At 32.7% G+C, this 21,619-nt stretch carries 17 protein-coding genes; 5 read left to right on the top strand and 12 right to left on the bottom strand.

Features of this window, described 5'->3' with window-relative positions:
- Positions 1 to 267: 267 nt before the first annotated feature.
- Both HM985_RS06920 and HM985_RS06915 read left to right on the top strand, forming a co-directional pair.
- On the top strand, positions 268 to 2,688 hold the full coding sequence (locus HM985_RS06920) for a TonB-dependent receptor (RefSeq protein ID WP_262886514.1): 2,421 nt from the start codon (positions 268 to 270) through the stop codon (positions 2,686 to 2,688).
- Positions 2,689 to 2,700: 12 nt separating this feature from the next.
- Positions 2,701 to 4,032: a hypothetical protein gene (locus tag HM985_RS06915; protein ID WP_179375534.1), complete on the top strand. Its 1,332-nt coding sequence runs from the start codon at positions 2,701 to 2,703 to the stop codon at positions 4,030 to 4,032.
- 270 nt (positions 4,033 to 4,302) lie between these two features.
- Here HM985_RS06915 and HM985_RS06910 read toward each other — a convergent pair whose 3' ends face one another.
- The gene (locus tag HM985_RS06910) at positions 4,303 to 5,046 is read right to left on the bottom strand and encodes a lysophospholipid acyltransferase family protein (protein ID WP_179375533.1); all 744 of its coding nucleotides are present in this window, start codon (positions 5,044 to 5,046) and stop codon (positions 4,303 to 4,305) included.
- Positions 5,047 to 5,159: 113 nt separating this feature from the next.
- Between HM985_RS06910 and trpS the strand changes: the two genes are divergently transcribed.
- Positions 5,160 to 6,128: a tryptophan--tRNA ligase gene (gene trpS, locus HM985_RS06905; protein ID WP_179375532.1), complete on the top strand. Its 969-nt coding sequence runs from the start codon at positions 5,160 to 5,162 to the stop codon at positions 6,126 to 6,128.
- Positions 6,129 to 6,396: 268 nt separating this feature from the next.
- Here trpS and HM985_RS06900 read toward each other — a convergent pair whose 3' ends face one another.
- Together HM985_RS06900 and dprA are read right to left on the bottom strand one after the other, a co-directional pair.
- On the bottom strand, positions 6,397 to 9,753 hold the full coding sequence (locus HM985_RS06900) for a T9SS sorting signal type C domain-containing protein (protein ID WP_179375531.1): 3,357 nt from the start codon (positions 9,751 to 9,753) through the stop codon (positions 6,397 to 6,399).
- A 240-nt stretch (positions 9,754 to 9,993) separates the two neighbouring features.
- Entirely contained in the window at positions 9,994 to 11,097 is a 1,104-nt protein-coding gene (dprA, locus tag HM985_RS06895) for a DNA-processing protein DprA (protein WP_179375530.1), read from the bottom strand.
- Between the two features lie 272 nt (positions 11,098 to 11,369).
- Here dprA and HM985_RS06890 point away from each other — a divergent pair, with 272 nt between their 5' ends.
- Positions 11,370 to 12,347: an HU domain-containing protein gene (locus HM985_RS06890; protein WP_317167127.1), complete on the top strand. Its 978-nt coding sequence runs from the start codon at positions 11,370 to 11,372 to the stop codon at positions 12,345 to 12,347.
- Between the two features lie 232 nt (positions 12,348 to 12,579).
- Complete coding sequence (locus HM985_RS06885; RefSeq protein WP_179375529.1) at positions 12,580 to 13,092, top strand: acyl-CoA thioesterase; 513 nt, start codon at positions 12,580 to 12,582, stop codon at positions 13,090 to 13,092.
- A gap of 13 nt (positions 13,093 to 13,105) precedes the next feature.
- Here HM985_RS06885 and HM985_RS06880 read toward each other — a convergent pair whose 3' ends face one another.
- The 9 genes from HM985_RS06880 to atpG form a co-directional block, all read right to left on the bottom strand.
- Positions 13,106 to 14,329 carry a murein hydrolase activator EnvC family protein gene (locus tag HM985_RS06880; protein ID WP_179375528.1) on the bottom strand — a complete coding sequence of 408 codons (1,224 nt, stop codon included), beginning with the start codon at positions 14,327 to 14,329 and terminating at the stop codon, positions 13,106 to 13,108.
- Positions 14,329 to 15,120: a DUF4292 domain-containing protein gene (locus HM985_RS06875; RefSeq protein ID WP_246284965.1), complete on the bottom strand. Its 792-nt coding sequence runs from the start codon at positions 15,118 to 15,120 to the stop codon at positions 14,329 to 14,331. Before HM985_RS06875 ends, HM985_RS06880 begins: the two co-directional genes overlap by 1 nt.
- Complete coding sequence (locus HM985_RS17395; RefSeq protein ID WP_179375527.1) at positions 15,121 to 16,482, bottom strand: tetratricopeptide repeat protein; 1,362 nt, start codon at positions 16,480 to 16,482, stop codon at positions 15,121 to 15,123.
- Positions 16,475 to 16,789 carry an antibiotic biosynthesis monooxygenase family protein gene (locus HM985_RS06865; protein WP_173587687.1) on the bottom strand — a complete coding sequence of 105 codons (315 nt, stop codon included), beginning with the start codon at positions 16,787 to 16,789 and terminating at the stop codon, positions 16,475 to 16,477. Before HM985_RS06865 ends, HM985_RS17395 begins: the two co-directional genes overlap by 8 nt.
- Positions 16,790 to 16,886: 97 nt before the next feature.
- Positions 16,887 to 17,906, bottom strand: coding sequence for a sugar phosphate nucleotidyltransferase (locus HM985_RS06860; protein ID WP_173587686.1), 1,020 nt, complete (start codon positions 17,904 to 17,906; stop codon positions 16,887 to 16,889).
- A gap of 113 nt (positions 17,907 to 18,019) precedes the next feature.
- Positions 18,020 to 18,454 carry a dUTP diphosphatase gene (dut, locus tag HM985_RS06855; protein WP_179375526.1) on the bottom strand — a complete coding sequence of 145 codons (435 nt, stop codon included), beginning with the start codon at positions 18,452 to 18,454 and terminating at the stop codon, positions 18,020 to 18,022.
- A gap of 26 nt (positions 18,455 to 18,480) precedes the next feature.
- Positions 18,481 to 19,941, bottom strand: coding sequence for an oligosaccharide flippase family protein (locus HM985_RS06850; RefSeq protein ID WP_179375525.1), 1,461 nt, complete (start codon positions 19,939 to 19,941; stop codon positions 18,481 to 18,483).
- A 137-nt stretch (positions 19,942 to 20,078) separates the two neighbouring features.
- Positions 20,079 to 20,552 (bottom strand): hypothetical protein, encoded by a 474-nt coding sequence (locus HM985_RS06845; protein ID WP_179375524.1) that lies wholly within the window; start codon positions 20,550 to 20,552, stop codon positions 20,079 to 20,081.
- A 178-nt stretch (positions 20,553 to 20,730) separates the two neighbouring features.
- Positions 20,731 to 21,591, bottom strand: coding sequence for an ATP synthase F1 subunit gamma (atpG, locus tag HM985_RS06840; RefSeq protein ID WP_179375523.1), 861 nt, complete (start codon positions 21,589 to 21,591; stop codon positions 20,731 to 20,733).
- Positions 21,592 to 21,619 lie beyond the last annotated feature (28 nt).

Genomic DNA, 21,619 nt, shown 5'->3' with positions numbered 1-21,619 from the left:
AAGATTCTAAATTATATTATTAATCATTAAAAAGTTAGATAACCTTGAAACCAAATTTATAAAATAGCACATTATCTAACAATCTCCCTTTTCGCTTCTATTACTACACAATAAAACAAAGAGAAAGCTGCTATAAACCTCTAATATTCAATTAATTATAAGTTCTAAAAAAGAAAAGAAGACATATAATAAATAGAACAAAAAATAATCACCTCTTTATTTGTATTTAGTCTAAATAAGGTTAAATTTGCCAAAAAAACAGGTATCTTGAATAAATCAATACTCCTCTTAATTGCATTAAGTTTCAGTTATGGTCTTGTAGCTCAAACAGGTCGGATTTCTGGCTATATAATGTTTGATAATAATCAACCGTCTCTGGGTGTATCTGTAACTATTGAAAACGAATTCTTAAAAAAAGAAACATCTGCAGGAGTTAATGGTGAATTCGCCTTTGCAGATATACCACATGGTAACTATTCCCTTAAAATATATTCTATTAATGCCAAGAGCGTAACAAAATCTATAACATTAAATTCAGATTCTGAAACGACTACCATAGTTTTAGAATTAACAGATTACCAAGATCTACAAGAGGTTGTAGTAAAAACAAAAACCGAAAAACGACAAATAGAAGATAAAGGTTTTGCTGTCAATGTTATTGAAACAAAAGAAATTAGTCAAAGAAACATTCAGCTTAACGAAATCCTAAACACAACAGCAGGAGTCAAAATTAGACAAGATGGAGGTTTAGGCTCTAACGTAGAATATAGTTTAAATGGTTTATCTGGTAGTGCTGTACGAATTTTTATAGATGGAATTCCTATTTCTATGTATGGCTCCTCATTTAATCTAAATAGTATTCCACCTTCCATGATTAAAAATATTGAAGTCTACAAAGGTGTTGTTCCTGGTTATTTAGCAGATGATGCTTTAGGTGGAGCTATTAATATAGTACTTCAAAAAAGTATTAAAAATAGTTTAAACGCCTCTGTTTCTTATGGTTCATTTAATACTTTTCAAACCAGCGTAAACGCCCTATATCGTTTTGAAAAAACAGGATTAACTATTAAAGCTTCTGGTTTTCATAATTATTCAGATAACGATTATGAGGTTTCGGGAAGAAGTGTCGTTACTACTGGCTTAGGAGGTGTACAAACTCCAATTACGGCAAAACGATTTAACGATGCCTACAGATCTACTGGCGGTATGGCACAAATTGGTTATACCGATGTAAAGTGGGCAGATCAATTTTTTGTAGGTATAACCGGTTCTGATGATTACAAAGAAGTACAGCATGGTGCCTTTATGACAATTACCCCATATTATGGAAGATTTTTGGAATCAGATGCTTTGCTAGGAACTTTAAATTATCAAAAGAAAGATTTATTAACTAAGGGACTAGACGTTACAGTTAATGGTTTGTATGGAAACCGAAACCGAATAGTAAACGATACAGTCGCTTGGGCCTACAGCTGGAACGGAGAAAGAGCAACGGATTTTAGAGGAGATGAATATCAATATACTTGGGGTTCTCAACAAGAAGGTGGACCAACATTAGCAACTATTAAACGAAAAGTTTCATCTATTAGAACTGGAGTATCTTACACTATAAATAATAATCATAAAATATTACTAAACCATGTCTACAGTGGCATTGACAGAGAAGATAGTGATGAACTAAAATCCGTATTAGAAAACACATTTAAAGGAACAAGAGATTTGTATAAAAACATATACTCTTTAACCTATGAATTGAGCGCTATTGAAAACAAACTAAAAGCCAATTTATTTGGGAAACACTATAGGCAAAAAACTATTAGTGTAGATCCGGCTATAGAAACCGATAGCAATGGGAATGATATCATTGTAGACGAAATCGTACAGAGTAACAATAAATATGAAGGTTATGGATTTGCAGCCTCCTATGCACTTAAACCTAACATAACGATATTAACCTCAGCAGAAAAAGCAATACGATTACCAAACGAGACCGAGGTCTTTGGTAATGATGGAGATAATGTTGTTGCAAACCCAAGTCTTAAACCAGAGCTTAGTAACAACATTAATTTAGGTTTTAGGTTTGGAAATTTCAAAATTAAAAAACACAAATTTGCCATCTCAACAAATCTATTTACACGAAATATTACAGATAGGATTGGTTTACCGATAGAAACGTCTCTCAATGTAAATGACGAATTAATATTATATGTTAATCAAGGCAATGCTAAATCTAAAGGGATAGATGCACAACTAGATTACACCTATAACAACAATTTTGGTCTTAATTTTAACGTCTCTCATTTTGATTTAACTACAGAAACAGTAAACGGCACAGAAATCGCTATTCCGAATACACCATTTCTAACAATGAATGGAAGTTTACGCTATTCACTTAAAGATTTAATTCAAAAAAAATCGACTTTAAACCTATTTTACACCACCTACTTTACAGATGATTTCTCGTACTTAGTACCTCAAGGATCAAATACCGTTGGTGATGATTTTTTTAAAGTACCACAACAATTAACTCAAGACTTTGGCTTTAGCTACACGTTTCCAAACCAGAAATTAGTGATGAGTTTTGACATTAAAAACATCTTTGACAAACCTGTGTATGACAACCTATCGGTTCAAAAACCAGGACGCGCTTTTTATTTAAAACTAAATTATTTTATTAAAAATTTCTAAAAATTAATACAAATGAAAAATCAATTTTTAAACCTTAAGTTTTTTGCTTTTAGTGCATTATTACTAATATTTAGTTGTAGTGATGATGATACAAATACATCTAATGATGGTGGAACTCTAGAAGAAGGTAGATATATTACTGTAGCGGCAGCAAAAATGGGAGATGTTGCTGGAGACGGTAATGGAGGAACTTTAATTTACTCTGTAAGCAGTGCAGATGCAAAAGACCCAACAGTGTCTATTGACCCTTTTGAAAATGGTTTTATTGCACCTTCAAACAGAACAGCTCGTTTACAATCTTCTGAAGATGGTAATACCATATTTAACATTAGTTACGCTGGTGATACTGGAGGTAATTATACAAAATATACAGTAGGAGGTGGTAATAGCTTTACTCAGACGGGGTCAGAAATAAGCATTGCCCCTTATGTAGGAACTGCTCCTAGGTGGATTAAATTATTTGATGGTGATCAAACAGGTTCAGCTGTATATGTAAACACAGAAAACGAATTCGATGCAGAAGGTAATTATACACGTACAGAAGCTACAATAGGTGTCGTAACTTTAGATTTGCAAAATTCTTTAATCAACGAGTTTCAAGAACACAGCGTCCCTTTAAGTCCTGAAGAAGAAGCGCAAGGTTATTATATTTCTAGAATTGACATGCCTACACTTAATGCTGCTGGAAATAAATTATATATTGGAGCGCGCTTAAGTAAGCTTGATCCTGCAACTACAGAAAGTGATAGTGATTTTGAAATTTTAGGATCTAAAACTATTGTATTAGATTATCCTTCTTTATTAAACCCAACTGTAATTACGTCTACAATAAGCAATGGTAATACTAATGGATACCGTAGCATTAATTCTTTTGAATACAACGGAAGTGTTTATCAAGCAAATCAAAGTGATCCAGAAGGCTCTCATATATTAAAAATTGATTCAAATAATCAATACGATGATACCTATGATTTTAATTTAGATGATGCGTTAGGTGTTCAAGATTCTTATATTCTTGCCTGGAGGCCTACTGCTTTTGGAAAAGCTGTAGTAGCTTACCGTGATGCTAGTTCTGCTGAAGGTGTCGCTGGAGCTCAAGGATTTTTTGCCCTTGTCGATTTAAACGCAAAGACAGCACAAAAAATAACTGACATTCCATATGACCCAGACTTTTACTTATTTCAATACCAAGGATTTGTTGTTGATGGAACAGAAATATACGTAACTCAAGCACCAGTAGGAGAAAATGGAAACATTTATGTTATAGACACAGAAACAGGCATAACTACAAAAGGGGCAACACTTATTAATACAGAAGGTAGCCACTTTATAGGGATGTTCTAAAATAAAAAAAATAGCTTTAATTTAAAATTAAAGCCTTTCATTAAAACTCTTAGTCTGAGTGTTAAAATCCTGAAATTAAATTTCAGGATTTTTTCGTTTTCAAGTATTAACCTATTATCTTTTTCACATCTAAAAAATAAAATTAATTATAATTTACACTAAGAACAGGCTTTATAGAACACCTTTTTATTTAAATATTGATCTCAAATAAGATTAAATTATAAATTTTGATATTACCAAAATACTTATAATCATTAGAATAACTTTCTTCTATTTCTTCATTAAATTAGTATTTAATTCTTCTAGTATTAAACTCCTCACCTCTTTATTTAAAGATTTTGTTTCTACTATAGTCAACCCTTCTGTTGGAATAAAATTATGAATTTTAGCACGCATTCTTCCAGGGCTTCCACTAAAAAAAGTATAAGAGAAACGCTTCTTATTATCATAGAATGTAATTGGAACAATTGGTATTTGATGATTAATAGCTAAACGAAATGCTCCGTCCTTAAAATCATCCAACAAAATATCCTCTTCTGGAACTCCTCCTTCAGGAAAAATACAAATACTCAAACCTTGTTTTAATCGTCTTTGTGCTTGCAAAAACACAGCCTGCCTGCTTTTAACACTTGTTCTATCTACCAAAATACAAGTTCGTTTATAAAAGAACCCGAACAACGGAATTTTGGACAATTCTTTTTTACCAACAAATACAAATGGATTTTTCACCGCTACTAGCATCAGCATAATATCGGCCATAGAGGTATGATTAGCTACAAACATGTAGCTCTCATTTTGTTCGGGAACTTCGACTCTTTTAATTTTGTACCCAAATCCCATTCCTATTAAAATAAACTTAGACCAAATACGGGCAAGCTTAAAAAAATAAGGATACCACTGCTCCCTCAAAATTGAAATAATTAGTAGAGGAAACATAATAATAATCGGAATAGCTACTAAAATATAGAACCAAATACGATACAAAAGCCAGAATAGATATTTAATAATTGCCATGGTACCAAAACTAGTTAATTAAATTAAATGGCTACTTATAGTTCTACTAAAAAATTTACCTTTGTTTTTTCGTTTAACAATTAAAGAGATTCTCGCTTTTGTGAGAAATGAGTATGGCTAGAATATTAACAGGAGTACAAAGCACAGGAACGCCTCATTTAGGAAATATATTAGGGGCTATTTTACCAGCAATTGAAATGGCAAACGATGTTAAAAACGATTCGTTTTTATTTATCGCAAACTTGCACACTTTAACACAAATTAAAGATGCTGAAGAATTAAGAAATCACACCTATTCTGTTGCTGCAACTTGGCTTGCTTTCGGTTTAGATATTGAAAAAACCGTCTTTTACAGACAGAGTGATATTCCACAAGTAACGGAATTATCTTGGTATTTAAGCTGTTTCTTCCCTTACCAACGTTTAACCTTAGCTCATGGCTTTAAAGACAAAGCCGATCGTTTAGAAGATGTAAATGCTGGCTTATTTACCTACCCAATGCTTATGGCTGCGGATATTTTAATTTATGACGCAGATATCATTCCGGTCGGAAAAGATCAATTACAACATATTGAAATGACACGTGATGTCGCTTCTCGTTTTCATGCTAAAATGGGCGACGCTTTTGTTTTACCTGAAGGAAAAATATTAGAAAATGGCATGCTTATACCAGGAACTGATGGTGAGAAAATGAGTAAGAGTCGCGGTAATTTTATCAATATCTTTTTACCAGACAAACAACTACGCAAAAGAATAATGTCGATCGAAACGGATAGCACACCACTCGAAGAACCAAAAGAATGGTCTACCTGTAATTGTTTTGCTATTTATAGCTTATTAGCTTCAGAAGCACAACTTGCAGCCATGAAAGCAAACTATGAAGGCGGAAACTACGGTTACGGACATGCTAAACAAGCCTTATACGAATTGGTTTTAGAACGTTTTGCAGAACAAAGAGAACGTTACCATTATTACATGGATAATCTTGAAGAAATTGATGCTGCTTTAGCTGTTGGAGCAGCGAAGGCTAAGTTGGTTGCTGATGCCGTATTAAAACGCGTAAGAGAAAGAGTCGGTTATTAAAATGAAATTTAAAAGAGAAGCTCTAAGCCCTGTGCTTACAATTATAGCGATGGTATTATTATTAACCTCATGATTATTAAGTGATGATACCTCTATGGAATGGTTAAGTTATTTGGCCATAGTTGTTATTATTGCTGCTACTGTTAATCTCTTTTTAATGTATAAAAAACAGAAGTAGAGATAACTAGATTTAGTACAACACCAAACAAAAAAAGCCCTCAGTTATTTTAACTAAGGGCTTTTTTACATGGTTAAACTAATTATTCTATTAGTTAATCAACTTTTTAGTTACGATACTTCCATTCTCTAATGTAATGGCTGCTACATATACACCTTTAGTAAAGTTAAATTCTGTACTAAAAGAATCGCTATTATCATTTGATGTGTAGTTCGTAATTTGCTTACCACTTATATCATATATCTCTACTGATTCAATTGCTGTAGAAGACTTAACATAGAACATAGCATCATTAATATATGCAAATGTATTAGTGTTAGAAATCTCTTCAACAGAAAGTGTAACAGACTCTGTATATCTTAAAATAAAACGGTCATTAAATATACCTTGCTCTCCTGTAAACGTATAAGGTGCTGTTCTTAAATCGTGAACCACGTTATTGTAAGTATCTTCTAAGTAAATACCTTGTCCTCTCTCTCCTTCAAATAAACTTCCTTTTACATTACCTATAGCAACAGTATAAATACCACTTTGTGTTAACTCAACACCTAGAGGTACTGTATTAGTATCTACAAATGGTAATGGCAATCCTTGAATCACTAATTTTTCGTCTTCTGTAATTAGAGAATATAAATTAAAGCCTTCATTATTAGTATATGCATCGTAAAGTCTGTCTTTTCCTTCAGTAGCACCTTCTGCATAGCCTATTAATGTGCTTATAGCATGGTTGTTTTCATTAGCTAAACTTAACCAAACTAATTGTTTTTCTGTACTTCCTGCATTTTCCCCACTATTTCTGTGAAATTGTGAGTTATCATGAGCAAATTCATTATCATGACGCATAGCGTTAGTGAAATTAACAGAAGATGGACTTGTTGAAGTATCTTCAACTCTTACAAAAAAGGCTTGCCCTGAAGCAATCTTTCCATCAAATGTATTAGATGGATCTGGTGTTGAAGTCCCCGTACTATTAAAAGTGATATACTGATTTCCGTAATTAACCCCAAAGTCATCATAAAAGGGGTCAGCAGCACCTACAGTTGAAAACAATGCTGTATCATGAGTCCAGATATCTACACGTCCCTCAATATTGGTGTTTACAGTTAAGAATGTTTCAGCATCTATAGCTGATGGATAAGGATTACCTATTAAATTCCAACTACTATTATTATAATCCATACTTTCATATAAATCCGATTTTTCAACACCAATAGTAAATGGTCCATTATTTGGCTCTCCATAAAATTCCGTTGTAAAACCACTTAATTGAGCATTAGCCACTCTAACAATATAACCTTCACCAGGGTTCATTACAGAGTTAGCCGCAGATACCCAATTCCCTACACCTGAATCAGTATTTCCTGCATTTACACTCCACTGGTATGTTGGTGTGTTAGAAATTTGTGAGATATTAAAATTTGCTACAGGAGATGCCCAATACACGTAATCATATTGGTTAATTTCACTTGCATCCAATGCTCGTTTTACTTTAATTTCTCCACTATTTTCTACATCATTAATTTGTACTAGACTAGCATCATCTTCTATAGTAAAGGTAGCAGCAGGTATAGCATCAACGGCAACACCATCTACAGTAGTTGCAGCAACCTCCTCCTCTACCGTAAGTGAATTATAAAGTGTCATTGCATATTCTTCACCAATTGTTACATTTTGCCCCGCTGAAACTACACAATCACATCCTTCAACACCTTCAATAGCTCCTATAACTTCTAAGTCATTAGATACAGCTGTAAATCTTAAACTACGATCTCCATCAGGAACAGAAATATTATTGTCTGTATAAACTGTAGGCAAAACCCAGTTTGTACCATCCCAATAAGCGGGTGTACCTCCTTCAGTAATTGTAAAAGGTAAATCTACAGCACCATAGCCGTTTGCAACCCTAACTCGGTAACTTGTATCGTCTAAATCTGCGCTATATAATCCAGCAGGTATGGTAAATGTATTTGATGTTTCTGATAACTCTGTATAATTTTTAAACCATGTATAGGTAATTAATTCTTTCGAATCGCCAGTTGGGGCACCATCTATATCCCCTAATGCAGTGAAAACAAATTCACTTGATGGAAACCTACAAACAAACCTTGAAACTGGAGATTTATCAATCACCGGAGATTTAATATCAAATGCAGACTTGTTATAAGCCATAAAAGACATATCTGAAGACCCACCAGCTCCCATATTGATATTATCAATACTATTAATATTTTCATAAGCGGCTGCTGTAGTTGATACATTAATACCAAAATCCTCTAAACTTAGCGCCGCCATTCTAAAACCTCTTGTCTGTCCATTACCAAATGATGCTGTAGTTGGTATAGCTGTTTCAAAAGTTGACCCTGTAGAATAATCTAATCGATAAAAATCGACTCTCCATTGATATAACCTAGTATCATTAGTATTAACAAATGCAAGTTTAACAGGTTTCCCAACAACATTACCATCTACATCAGCATAATAATATACATCACTACCGCCTGGCTGTGCCATTTGTGTGATTAATAAATCTGGAATACCATCATTTACAGCACCAACATCTCCATTACCACTATAAAACCTTATATCTGCCTGATTATTAAAATTCGCTATACCTGTTCCTAATTCTAATCCGTTGCCGGTGCCGTTGATTAAATCTCCATCTCCATCTATAATAACATCGTATACTGTTTTTCTAACCGCATTATTCAATACTATTGAACCTTCATGATCATCTATTTTATCAGCAAACCCCATATAATTATTAGAATTAGGCTTACCACTAACTCCATTAGTAGAATATGCTTTAAACTCTTGACTTACATACTCTGTACTTGTAGCTGAGACATCTACACCTAAGGCACTTAATTTCGTTTCTAAGAATGCATTATTAACCCCTGTAGAAAAGATTATATCATTACCACCATAATTCATTTTAAATCCTAATAACTCATGGCTATCATTTGGCCAAGTTTCTTTTCCTGCCTCAGTACTAGAAGGATTCCAATCCGAAGATTTCCAGAAATTTACTCCATCTTCATTCTGATCCCAAGTGGTATACACTTCTCTAACTCTAATTTCACTACTGGCACTCACACTTTTACTTGTTGGCCCAATATAATTAAATGTTCTAGACACACTATAAGAAGAGACTCCTGTTATTGAAAGGGTTTCAATTCTATCACCTGAACCATCTGCTGTAATCTTAAAAGTCATCTCTGTTTCACTTACAAACGTCTGACTCCCGATACCCATACCACCAGAAAATGTAATACCTGACTGATCCCCGTCAGTAAAACCCTCACCAATAATAGTGATAGTACTACTTGTCGTTACACGAGTAGGAAAAATATTAGTTACAGTTTGTGCATAGAAAGACACAGCACTAAACAAAAGTAAAAATGTAGTTATCGTTTTTTTTGACGATAGGTAAGATAAAATTGTAGTCATAGATTATAAATTTTGAATGATACCAGCATAAGAACAAGTTCTTAAATAAATATCTTTTCAGTGTAAACTTGGGGGGTTAACGCAGCAAAAGTGCCACAGTTTATGAAATACTCAAAAAATATTAGTTAACGTGTAGGTAATTTCCCTTTAAGTGTATGGTACAAAGAGTAACACACATAAATGCGTATCTATTAAAATTCAAAAAAAAAATGATTTAGAATACGTATTTAGAGGAAATAATTAAATGATCTCAAATAACTTACCAGGTAATGGCCTAATGACTCCCTTAAGTTCCATGTTTAGAAGTAAACCTGCCAATTTATAGGTTGGCATTTCGCACCTAAGTGCTATAACATCTAACAACTCTTTACCGTTATTTTTCAAAAAGTTAAAGATAATTTGTTCGTCTGTATTTAACGCTACAAATAACTGCTGCTGTACGGCTGGTTTCTTGTTAGATTCTACTTCCCAGTTTAACATATAAGGTACATCTAAAGGGTGAGATAATAAATGTGCTTTTTGGTATTTAATAAGATTATTACAACCTATACTTTGGCTATCTGTAGTTCTGCCAGGCACAGCAAAAACTTCTCTGTTATAAGAGTTTGCAATATCAGCCGTAACTAAACTCCCCCCTTTTTCTGCAGATTCTATAACAATGGTTGCTTCACTAAGACCTGCGATAATGCGGTTACGTTTTAAAAAGTTATTTCTATCAAATACATCTGTACTCCAAAAATCCGTGTAAAATCCTCCATAATTTTCAATATCTGCAACATATTTTTTATGCACTTTAGGGTAGATTTGGTTAAAACCATGGGCTAAGCAACCTATGGTTTGCAAATTATGCTTTACCGCAGCTTTGTGCGCTGTAATATCTGTTCCGTAAGCAAAACCAGAAACTATAATAGGATTAAATGACGATAAAGCTTCTACTAATTTTTCGCAGAACGCAATGCCGCTTGTCGTTATTTTTCTGGCTCCAACAATACTAATTATTCGTTGTTGCTTAATATTTATGTTTCCAGATTGAAATAGTACTATAGGACCATCTATACAATGCTTTAAGCGCTCAGGGTACGAGTCTTCTGTAAAATAATGAGGAATTACATTATTATCTTTTATAAACTTTAATTCCTGTTCAGCGTCTAAGAGGTGCTGTTTATCAAATAGTCCTTGAATAGTAATTAAACCAATACCATCTATTTTTAAAAGCTTATCTCTTTTTTCATTTAAAACCGCTTCTGCTGATCCGCAATGATTAATTAGCTTCTTGGCTGTTGTAGCTCCTATTTTAGGAACGTGTTGCAGTGCTAATGCATAAATAAGTTGTTGATCTGTCATTGAAAATTAAGAACCTGAAGGAATTAATCAAACATTTACGAATATAACTAATTAATAATTAAACAAATGAATCATTATAAACCTAAAATTAATAAACCGATGTCTTCTATCAAATAGAAGAATTACAAGATTATGCAACCGCTACTAATCTAGTTATTGACTTACTCCTCATTTGACTGTTTAAGTTGAGACAAATAAAATTTTCAATGTTAAATTCTAAGGAAATCAATAACATAGTACAAAATATAGCTTGATGTTAATAAAAATATAACATGAATCTTCTTTCAGAAATAAAAATTTTTAACTTTGCCCCTATGCAGTTAGAGACTTACATTAGCGACCTTTTATACCGTTACGATTGTGTTACCGTTCCAGAATTCGGTGCATTCTTAACCAACCGTGTTTCAGCCAAAATTCATGAAACGACTCATTCATTCTATCCTCCAAAAAAGGAATTAGCGTTTAATGAGCAGTTACAACAAAATGATGGCTTATTAGCTAATTATATTGCCGAAGCCGAAAAAGTATCTTACTCTGAGGCATTACGTAAAATCTCTACACAAGTAAGATCTTTAAAATTATACCTCTTAGAAGGAGAAACTATTCAGTTTAAAAACATTGGCGAGTTGACTTTAAGTGCTGATGAAAAAATTCAATTTAATCCATCGCGTCACATCAATTATCTAACAGATGCTTTTGGTTTATCTCACTTTACATCTTCTCATATTACAAGAGAAATTTATAAGGAAACTGTTGAGGCTGTTGAAGAAGTAGCTCCTATTACATTAACACCAGAAAAACGATCTAATCACAACTGGTTTAAATATGCAGCTGCGGCTGTTGTATTTTTAGGTTTAGGTGGTTTTAGCGCTACAACTTACTACAACTCACTAATAGAGACTCATAATCAGCTGGCACAAGAGCAAGCTAACGAGCAGCTTGATGCTAAGGTACAAGAGGCAACTTTTGTAATGAACCCATTACCCGCAGCAACTTTATCTTTAGAAAAGCAAAGTGGTAATTACCATATTGTGGCTGGTGCTTTTAGAGTAGAAGCTAATTCTGAAACTAAAGTAAAAGAACTAAGAGACAAAGGTTTTAAAGCTCGTAAAATAGGTACAAACCGCTTTGGTTTGCATGAAGTTGTTTACGGTAGTTTTGAAACGAGATCTGAAGCTCAACAAGAATTGTCTCAAATTCGTAGCGAACATAACCGTGATGCTTGGTTACTTCTAAAAAAAATTAAATAAGTTTTTTTCTCTATATAGAGCTAACTATAGTTTTACATCAATCTTAGTAATTACCATAACTACCTTACCATTAAGGTAATGATGTGTTTTGCGCTATTATTACTTAGCTTTATAAAGAAATTTTAAAGTGTTTTTAATACAGTCTTACCTCTACTCCATTTTTTTATAATCATACATTTGCCTTATAAATTCCTTTTATATTTGCACAAATATTAAAACCACTTTATACTTTATGTTATCTAGAACAGCTTCTCAATCTAAAACAGTTTCAACCGATTTAGTTTTACCTGGCGAAACAAATCCGCTTCATAATTTATTTGGGGGTGAGTTGTTAGCTCGTATGGACAAAGCGGCTAGTATATCTGCCAGAAGACACTCTAGACATATTGTAGTTACAGCAGCTGTAAACCATGTTGCTTTTACAAAAGCAATTCCATTAGGTAGTGTTGTAATGATTGAAGCTAAGGTCTCTAGAGCTTTTTCTTCCTCTATGGAAGTTTATATTGATGTTTGGATTGAAAACAGAGAATCTGGCGATCGTGTTAAAGCCAATGAAGCGATCTATACCTTTGTTGCTGTTAATGACGCTGGACGCCCTATGAAAGTGCCAGAACTTGTACCAGAAACAGAGCTAGAAAAGCAACGTTTTGATGCTGCTTTGCGCCGTAAGCAATTAAGCTTAGTGTTAGCTGGTAAAATGAAACCTGCTGATGCCACTGAACTTAAAGCAATTTTTAAGGACTAAAAGTTTAATTATTTTATTGTTTAGCTAACCAAGACTCAGGATTTAACTTTAAACTGTTTTTATAAATTCTGAAGTCTAAAAGCGTTTCACCTGTAATTTTATTACTAAAAACCTTACCTATTACTTGCCCCGTTGTAATCTGATCTCCTTTTTTCACATAGAGCTTAGAAAGGTTATGATAGATTGTTATGTAATCACCATGTCTTATTAAAATCGTTGGGTTTCCCCATTTCATAGCATGAATTGAAGATACAACACCACTAAAAATCGCTGTGACATCGCTATTAACCTCAGTGGCTATTTTTATACCTGAATGATTCACCTCTACAGAACTATCGGTTAACGATCTTCCTTTTCCAAATTTAGCTTTTACTACACCTCGTGCTACTGGCCATCCTAATTTTCCTTTATTAGATGCAAAATTTGCAGCTAATTTCTTAGCTTCAGGTGTTAAAATAAATTTTCCTGTAGTCGATTTTTTGCCTGTTTCTTTATTCGCTGCTGCAATAGCTTCAGCAATTATGCGGTCTATTTCCTTATCTAAACGATCTGCTTCTTGCTTCTTAGATTTAATCTGTGATGCAAATTTACTCATGTCAGATTTTATCGATGCCATTAAAACTTCTCGCTGTTTCAATTCGCCTTCTAATTCTCGTTTAGCAATTCTATTTTCTTCAATCAACTTTTTCTTATCTTCTTTTTGTTTAGATAATTGAATGTTTAAAGCTTGTAGTTCTTTTGTTTTTAATTTTATAGCTTCACCTTGATCCTTCTGGTATTCTCTGTATTGACGTATGTATTGAAGGCGTTTATAGGCTTGTTGAAAGTTGTTTGAAGACAATAGGAACATTACTTTACTTTGCTCAGACTTGCTTTTATAAGATTTTACAACCATTGCAGCGTAATCGTCTTTTAACTCTTGTAATTGTGTTCTTAAGCTTGTAATTTCTTCCTGGTTTGTATTAATCTCTCGGGTTAATAAATTAGCCTGTTCATTGGTAATTCTTATTAAATTCTTTCTCACATTAACTTTATAATTAATGTCTTCAATAAGTGTTATGGCAGATTTCTCTTCTTTCTTTTTTGTAAATAATAAAGCATTGATCTGCTTCATTTCCCTCAAAATCTGCTGACGCTGTTGCTCTAATTTTTTTTGCTTATCACTTTGTGCAAAAAGCGATGTGCAAGACAATAATAGCCCAATAATAAGTGTAGTGTAGAAACGGTTTGTTGTCATTATTTAATCACAATTTCTTTATAGCCCGCTGGGATGTTAAACGGAAAACGAACTTCATCGTCCAAAGATACCGATTTAAATGCCATAGTAATAATTACTTCATCGTCATTATCTACAGCAATAATCTTAATATTTTCTGGAATAATTTGCTTGTCTACTTCTTGGTAAGAAGCATAATCTACTTGTAACATTCGTTTTTCGGACTGTTGGTACATTTGTAAACTATCCATTTTAAAATGTGAAGGGTTAATTAAATAAAACAACTCTATTAATACATTTTGATCTTTTGGACTTAAGGCATAAGAATTTCCATTCACAGAAACCTGATGTGCTTCTTGTTCTAAATCGTAAATAGATTGTCCTAGCAATATGTTTTGTACTTTATTAAAATCGAGATCTATACCAACAACATCACTTAATAATTTGTAATCCCCATCAAAATATTCACCATCTAACTTATTGTAAAACTTAACTTTATCTGGCGTAATCATCATACGAGCCATCCCAAATGAAGCACTTAACCAAATCACCTTATCTTTTTCCATTCTAAGATTAAATGTATGGCCTTGTTCTTTTTTACCTTCAATAAGATCAATAGCAACCTTAGCGTTCATCGTTTTAAAATCAGCATCACTTTTTTCGTGTTGCTTTATCACTTGTTTTGCTGAAAGTTTATCGCTGGCAACACCAGAAGCTATAACACTTTTAGTACCGCTACAACTCATTACCAAACCTATAAGCATGGCACTAAATACAACTTTCAGTTTTATATCTTTTTGAAATACATTCATTTACACTTGTTTTTTTAAGGCTTTTGCCTTTTTAGCAAACGTTTCTGATTTACTAATATTATTTATGGCTTTATAAGCCAGGCTTAATTCTGAATAAAAATCAGATTCCATGCTTGGGTTATCGATTAAAAAGTCTAATCCCATTTCAAGATTATCAATTGCCTTTTTAGGTTCACCAGAATTATTCTGAGCCACACCATTCACTAAATACAGAATAGGTTGCGCAGGATACAATTCTAAAGCACGCTCACTATCTTTTATAACCGCATTATAATCTTTTATATCTAATTGAAGTAATAAGACATCTTTAATTAATTTGAAGTCGTTAGGGTTCTGTTTTAAAGCTTCTCTAAAATTAGACAATGCCTTAACCTTATCTCCGGCTTTTAAGTAATAATGTCCAAGATCACTATGTGTTTGCGCATCTTTATTATCATCTATTAAGGATGTAATATCTATTAAATCGGATTCGTATTCTGGATTATGAGATACAAAAGCAACAAAGTCTTTCAATACTTTTGCCTTAGCATCTGCATTAATTTCAGGACTTGTTAAAACTGTTTTTACAGAATGGATTGCTTTGTCTACTTTTTCATCTTGAAGATAGAATTTATACAACGCTAAATGCACAAATTTAGAATCAGGCTTTATTTTTAGCAAATCTTTAGCTGCTTTGTAAGCCTTTTTTTGATCGCCTGTTTGGCTATAACGATAAATCAGTTTTAAGTGATTATCTTCATTATTAGGATTATTAGCAATACGTTGTTCTAGGTTTTCAATACGATCGTCTGCATTTCCTGTAATGCTATAAATATCGTTACGCATACCGTCTCTAGATTCACTCAAACCATACTCGGCATCCAATTCGTCTAAAATATCTAAGGCTTGCTTGTATTTTTCTTCCCTTACATAAAGTGACGCTAAATCTTCTTTATAATCAGGGTGGTATTTTACTAATTGCTTTATCGTTTTTAATGCATTTTTAATATCATCTTGCTGAAAATACACATCATAAAGTTCATCTAAAAACCAAACATTGTCTGGCTGCATGTCTATTGCTTTTTTCAGGTTATCTTCTGCAGCGCCAAAGTTTTTAAGTTTGTTATAGTTTTTACCTAATTCGAAATAAATAACAGGAAACTTAGAACTAAGATTTAAACATTTTTTAAGCTCAATAACAGCACGGTCGTAATTTTCAATTCCTTTTTCTTTTAAGGCTTCAAAGAAATGCTCTTGAAATTCATCTTCAACATTCCCTAAATCATCATCTGGTTTTTTATTAAAATCGACCTGAGCATAATTAACCTGCGGAATTAATATTCCGAAAAGAAAAACAACTATAAAAATATACTTCTTATTCACTTTTATTTTCTTTTAACAAGTCTTGCACGACTTCTAGTTTTTCTAAAATTTCAATTTTTATACACGACGCTTTCATTGCGTTTTTAAAGGTATTTGCTTCCTTAGGTAAATGTTTTCCTGCATTATCAAAAATAGTTTTACTTGGCCATTGTGCGTATGCAATGAAATTTAAGTCCTCTTTTTTATGTAATCTAGATCCTAAGCTATCTTCGTGTTTATAAATCAATGCTGTTAAACCTTTCCAAGCGTCTAAAAACTGATCTTCATGATTTGGTTTAACTACAAATGAATATAATACAACGTACATAATTTAAGATGTTACTTGGTATTCTTTGGAATAGTTTTCAAAAAGTATTCCAAAGAAGAATTAAAAAAAATGAGATTTCTGCTTTTGCAGGAATTTGTTACTCTATTACAGTATAATCACCAATACTAATCTTAGTAAACTCGCCATTGTACTTTACATGATTACCAATCATAGCTTCGTCTAAATTAGCATTCTTGATATTTGTATGATTCTGAATTAAGCTATTTTTAACGGTTGTGTTTTCAATAACACAGCCTTCACCAATTGACACATTAGGACCTACAGTTGTGTTTTTTAATACCGTTCCTTTCCCGATATAGCAAGGCTCAATAATTTTAGAATTTTCTAAAACCACAGAATCATCAACCAATTGCTCTTCTTTATCAGCGGTTAAGAACCCTAACATTTTAGCATTTGTATCTAAAGTTACAGCTTTATTTCCGCAGTCCATCCACTCATCAACAGTTCCTGTTTTAAAAACACGTCCATCACCCATCATGCGTTTAATACCATCGTTAATTTGGTATTCGCCACCGTTCATTATGTTTTCGTCTAAAACTTCTTGTAATTTATCTTTAAGAACCGCAACATCTTTAAAGTAATAGATACCGATAACGGCTTGATCACTTACAAAGCTTTCTGGTTTTTCAACAAGTTCTACAATACTCTCGTTTTCATCTAGCTTTACAACACCGTAAGCTTCAGGGTTCGCAACACACTTTGTCCAGATAACACTATCTGCTGTTGGATCTAAATCGAATTCAGCTCTAATCAATGTATCTGCATAAGCAATCACTGCAGGCCCAGATAAAGATGGTTTTGCGCTCATTATAGCGTGACCTGTCCCTAAAGGTTGATCTTGTCTGTAAATGGATGCTTTAGCCCCTAAACCTTCTGCAAGTTCGGTTAAACTTTTAACAACATCATCTCCAAAAAATGCAGGATCTCCTAAAACAAACGCAATTTCTTCAATAGGTTGTTTTAAAACTTTTGCAATATCCTTAACCAAACGATGAACGATTGGTTGACCGGCAACAGGAATTAATGGTTTTGGTACGGTTAAACTATGTGGTCTAAGGCGAGATCCTCGACCTGCCATTGGAACTATTATTTTCATATTTTGAGCCTGCAGATGCAGGTGATTTTTGTTAAACTATATTCCTGAGAAAACAGGAATCTATTTTTTTAGTTTCTTATTTATTCTGAGATTCCTGCTTTGTCAGGAATTTGTTATTTGACTCCAGTACTTCCAAAACCGCCTTCACCACGATCTGTACTAGATAATTCTTCGGTAAGTTGCCATTCTGCACGTTCGTGTTTTGCAATGACCAATTGAGCTATACGCTCTCCGTTTTCAATCAAAAAATTTTCGTTAGAAAGGTTTACTAAAATAACACCTATTTCGCCTCTATAATCCGCGTCAATAGTTCCTGGCGCATTGAGTACTGTAATTCCTTTTTTAGCCGCTAATCCGCTACGAGGTCTTACTTGTGCTTCGGTGCCTATTGGTAATTCAATATACAAACCTGTACCAACAATACTTCGTTCTAAAGGTTTTAAAATTTTAGATTCTGATAAGTTAGCTCTTAAATCCATACCTGCCGAAGCGATAGTTTCGTAATGAGGCAATTGATGACTAGACTTATTGATGATTTTTATATTCATGTAATATTAATATTCTGAATGACGAATTAATTTCGATTTAAAATTTGTTTTATTTCCTCTTTTTCAAGTGAAATAACTAATCCCAAAAATACAATTATCATTGCACTTCCGATAATATAATTTTCTCTGTAGTTATAGAAAAACACAAACGAAAATAGAATAGACACCAATAGATATAATCCTATTTTCTTCAAATTATAAGGAATTGGATAATGCTTTCTTCCAAAGTAAAAAGACAATAGCATCATTACAGCATAAGCGGATAGTGTTGCAATGGCAGAACCTTTGAAACCAATTATCGGAATTAGAATATAGTTTAGACTTAACGTAATTAGTGCACCAAATATTGAAATATAGGCACCATATTTTGTGCGATCTGTTATTTTGTACCATACAGAAAGGTTGTGATAAATGCCTAAACAAAAATTAGCTAGAAGGATAAATGGTACAATCCACATGGCTTCATAATAAGCGTCACTACTAATAATATAGGGTTTTAAGATATCTGCAAAAACAATGACGCCTAAAAAAATGACAGAGCCGAAAGCGACAAAGTATTCTAATATTTTAGCATAGTTTTTTTGTGGATTTTTAGCTTTAGAGTGGCTAAAGAAATAAGGTTCTATACCTAAACGAAAAGCTGTTGCAAACAACGTCATAAATAAAGCCAATTTATAACATGCCGAATACATTCCTATTTGTTCCTCTGCAATATCTGTTGGCAAGAGTTTTTCTAATAAAATACGATCAAACGTTTCATTTACGGAATAAGCAATCCCTGCAATAAGAACAGGCAATGCATAACGCATCATTTTTTTCCATAAAACAGTATCGAAAGTAAACTTTAGTTTGGTGTAGAATGACAGCAATAACAACAGAGTTAATCCGCTTGCAATAAGGTTGGAAATGAAAATGTAACTGATTTCAAAATCTGCTATATAAATGCTATTAAAGATTGAATAATTAGTCGCTAAATCTTTTAAGTATAGTAGTAGAAATACATTCAATCCTAAATTAACAGCAACATTAAGGATTTTAATAATTGCATATTTCATAGGTCTAGCTGTAGCGCGTAACCATGCAAATGGAATAATGACTAAAGCATCTAAGAGCAATATGATGAAAACTAAATTGAGATACTTAAGTTCTATATTTATAAGTGATGAAATTTGATTTCTAAACAGAAAGGCAATTCCCATTAAACCAAGTGAACTTATGATTAATGAAATAGCAGAAGTACTGGTGACTTTTTCTTGATTTTCATTCTTATTAAAAAACCTGAAAAATGCAGTTTCCATTCCGTATGCCAAAACCACATTAAAAAGCACAAAATAGGCGAAGATAAACGATACACGTCCATACTCTTCTACAGATAAAACCTCTGGATTTGTGTAAAGTGGTACTAAAATAAAACTCAACATTCTTGGTAGCACCGTTGCTAAACCATAAATGAATGTTTGTTTAAAAAGTGATTTGAATCCGCTCAATTTTATGAATACTAATGAAACTCAAAAGTATTAAATATATATTGGTCTAACTGTTTATGAAACTAAAAACCCAATTTAATAAGTTAAGTTTAACTAATTTATAAATTGAAAGAATTATTTATCAATCTCAGAGTTCTTTACCTTAGAGTATCATTATCGTAAAAAACACCTTCTTTCTCTTTTAACCCAGAAATTTTCTGATACTTAAGCAATCCATTTTCAAAATAACTGATAACACATTCTGTATTTAATAACTTAAACGGAAATGTAGGTTCTTTATCTTTTACAAAAGCTGCTTCGAGGCTCATATCTCTATCGTATGGAGAAGGATTTTGAAGTTTTGCTGTATATTTTGCACGCCCTTTAACCAATTTACTTTTAAGACCTCTAAAAAAGACGCTATCCACTACAACTTGGTTATTAGCATTTAAATTAGGAAATGTTATATTAAATCCTGAACCGCCTTTTACAACTTCGGCTATCCAAGATTGAAAATAAGGTTTATAGGGAGATAATAAAGATTCTTTTTCTAATTGATATTTAGAACTAGAACACTGACAAAAACTAAATACAATACCAATTGCACAAAGTAATACATATACTTTCTTCATTATCGTAGAATAACACTTAAGAATACAATTTAATTAATAAAAACACATTTAAACTTTAACAACCACCCTGAATTGATAAAATTATCAATTTTTTTAAATTAAACATAAAAAAGCCTAACTATTAAAGTTAGGCTTTTTTTAATATAAAATGTTCAAAACAAGCTTAATCTAAAAACAATTAGTTGTTTAAAGCTTCTGCACCACCAACAATCTCTAGGATTTCATTAGTAATAGATGCTTGCCTTGCTTTGTTGTATGTTAATTTTAACTGATCTCTAAGCTCTGTTGCATTATCAGTTGCTTTGTGCATAGCCGTCATACGAGCACCATGCTCAGACGCGAACGAATCTCTAATTCCTTTATATAATTGTGTCTTTAAAGACTTAGGTATTAACTCCTCAATGATTTCTAATTTTGAAGGTTCAAAAACGTAATCTAGATTTACATTTTCATCTACTTCAATAGGCACAATTGGTAAAAACTGCTCTGTTATAATAGCTTGTGTCGCTGCATTTTTAAAGTGATTATATACAATTTCGATTTTATCATATTCACCAGAGATAAATTTAGCCATCAACATTTCTGCTATTTCGGCAACATTATCAAAAGTTAAATCATCAAAAATTTCACTTTTATTAGCAACAACTCTATTTTGTTTTGCAAAAGCATCATTAGCCTTTTTTCCAATGGCTAAAACAGAAACATTCTTAGAAGTGTAAACATTATTAATTAGATTTTGTGTCTGCTTAATAATATTGGTATTAAAAGCACCACATAATCCTCTGTTAGATGTTATAGCAACAATAAGAACATTCTCTACTTCGCGCTGTTCTGCAAATTTACTTCCAGAATCCTCATCTAAAGTTGCACTTAAACTCTGAAGTAATTCGGTTAACTTATTAGAATAAGGACGCATTGCAGTAATAGCATCTTGTGCTTTCTTTAACTTAGCAGCAGATACCATTTTCATGGCACTAGTAATCTGCATTGTTGAAGATACTGATGATATTCTGTTACGTATTTCTTTAAGATTAGCCATTCTTTATATGTATTAGAATGTTATACAA

This window comes from Winogradskyella wichelsiae (genome assembly GCF_013403925.1).
Taxonomy (GTDB): domain Bacteria; phylum Bacteroidota; class Bacteroidia; order Flavobacteriales; family Flavobacteriaceae; genus Winogradskyella; species Winogradskyella wichelsiae.
Note: the sequence above shows the minus strand (reverse complement) of the source record. Positions and strands in the feature narration are given on the sequence as shown.

Excerpts from the sequence above, each read along its gene's own strand:
- HM985_RS06915 (WP_179375534.1), top strand. The coding sequence starts at position 2,701 with ATGAAAAATCAATTTTTAAACCTTAAGTTTTTTGCTTTTAGTGCATTA.
- HM985_RS06910 (WP_179375533.1), bottom strand. The coding sequence starts at position 5,046 with ATGGCAATTATTAAATATCTATTCTGGCTTTTGTATCGTATTTGGTTC.
- trpS (WP_179375532.1), top strand. The coding sequence starts at position 5,160 with ATGGCTAGAATATTAACAGGAGTACAAAGCACAGGAACGCCTCATTTA.
- HM985_RS06900 (WP_179375531.1), bottom strand. The coding sequence starts at position 9,753 with ATGACTACAATTTTATCTTACCTATCGTCAAAAAAAACGATAACTACA.
- dprA (WP_179375530.1), bottom strand. The coding sequence starts at position 11,097 with ATGACAGATCAACAACTTATTTATGCATTAGCACTGCAACACGTTCCT.
- HM985_RS06890 (WP_317167127.1), top strand. The coding sequence starts at position 11,370 with ATGAATCTTCTTTCAGAAATAAAAATTTTTAACTTTGCCCCTATGCAG.
- HM985_RS06885 (WP_179375529.1), top strand. The coding sequence starts at position 12,580 with ATGTTATCTAGAACAGCTTCTCAATCTAAAACAGTTTCAACCGATTTA.
- HM985_RS06880 (WP_179375528.1), bottom strand. The coding sequence starts at position 14,329 with ATGACAACAAACCGTTTCTACACTACACTTATTATTGGGCTATTATTG.
- HM985_RS06875 (WP_246284965.1), bottom strand. The coding sequence starts at position 15,120 with ATGAATGTATTTCAAAAAGATATAAAACTGAAAGTTGTATTTAGTGCC.
- HM985_RS06865 (WP_173587687.1), bottom strand. The coding sequence starts at position 16,789 with ATGTACGTTGTATTATATTCATTTGTAGTTAAACCAAATCATGAAGAT.
- HM985_RS06860 (WP_173587686.1), bottom strand. The coding sequence starts at position 17,906 with ATGAAAATAATAGTTCCAATGGCAGGTCGAGGATCTCGCCTTAGACCA.
- dut (WP_179375526.1), bottom strand. The coding sequence starts at position 18,454 with ATGAATATAAAAATCATCAATAAGTCTAGTCATCAATTGCCTCATTAC.
- HM985_RS06845 (WP_179375524.1), bottom strand. The coding sequence starts at position 20,552 with ATGAAGAAAGTATATGTATTACTTTGTGCAATTGGTATTGTATTTAGT.
- atpG (WP_179375523.1), bottom strand. The coding sequence starts at position 21,591 with ATGGCTAATCTTAAAGAAATACGTAACAGAATATCATCAGTATCTTCA.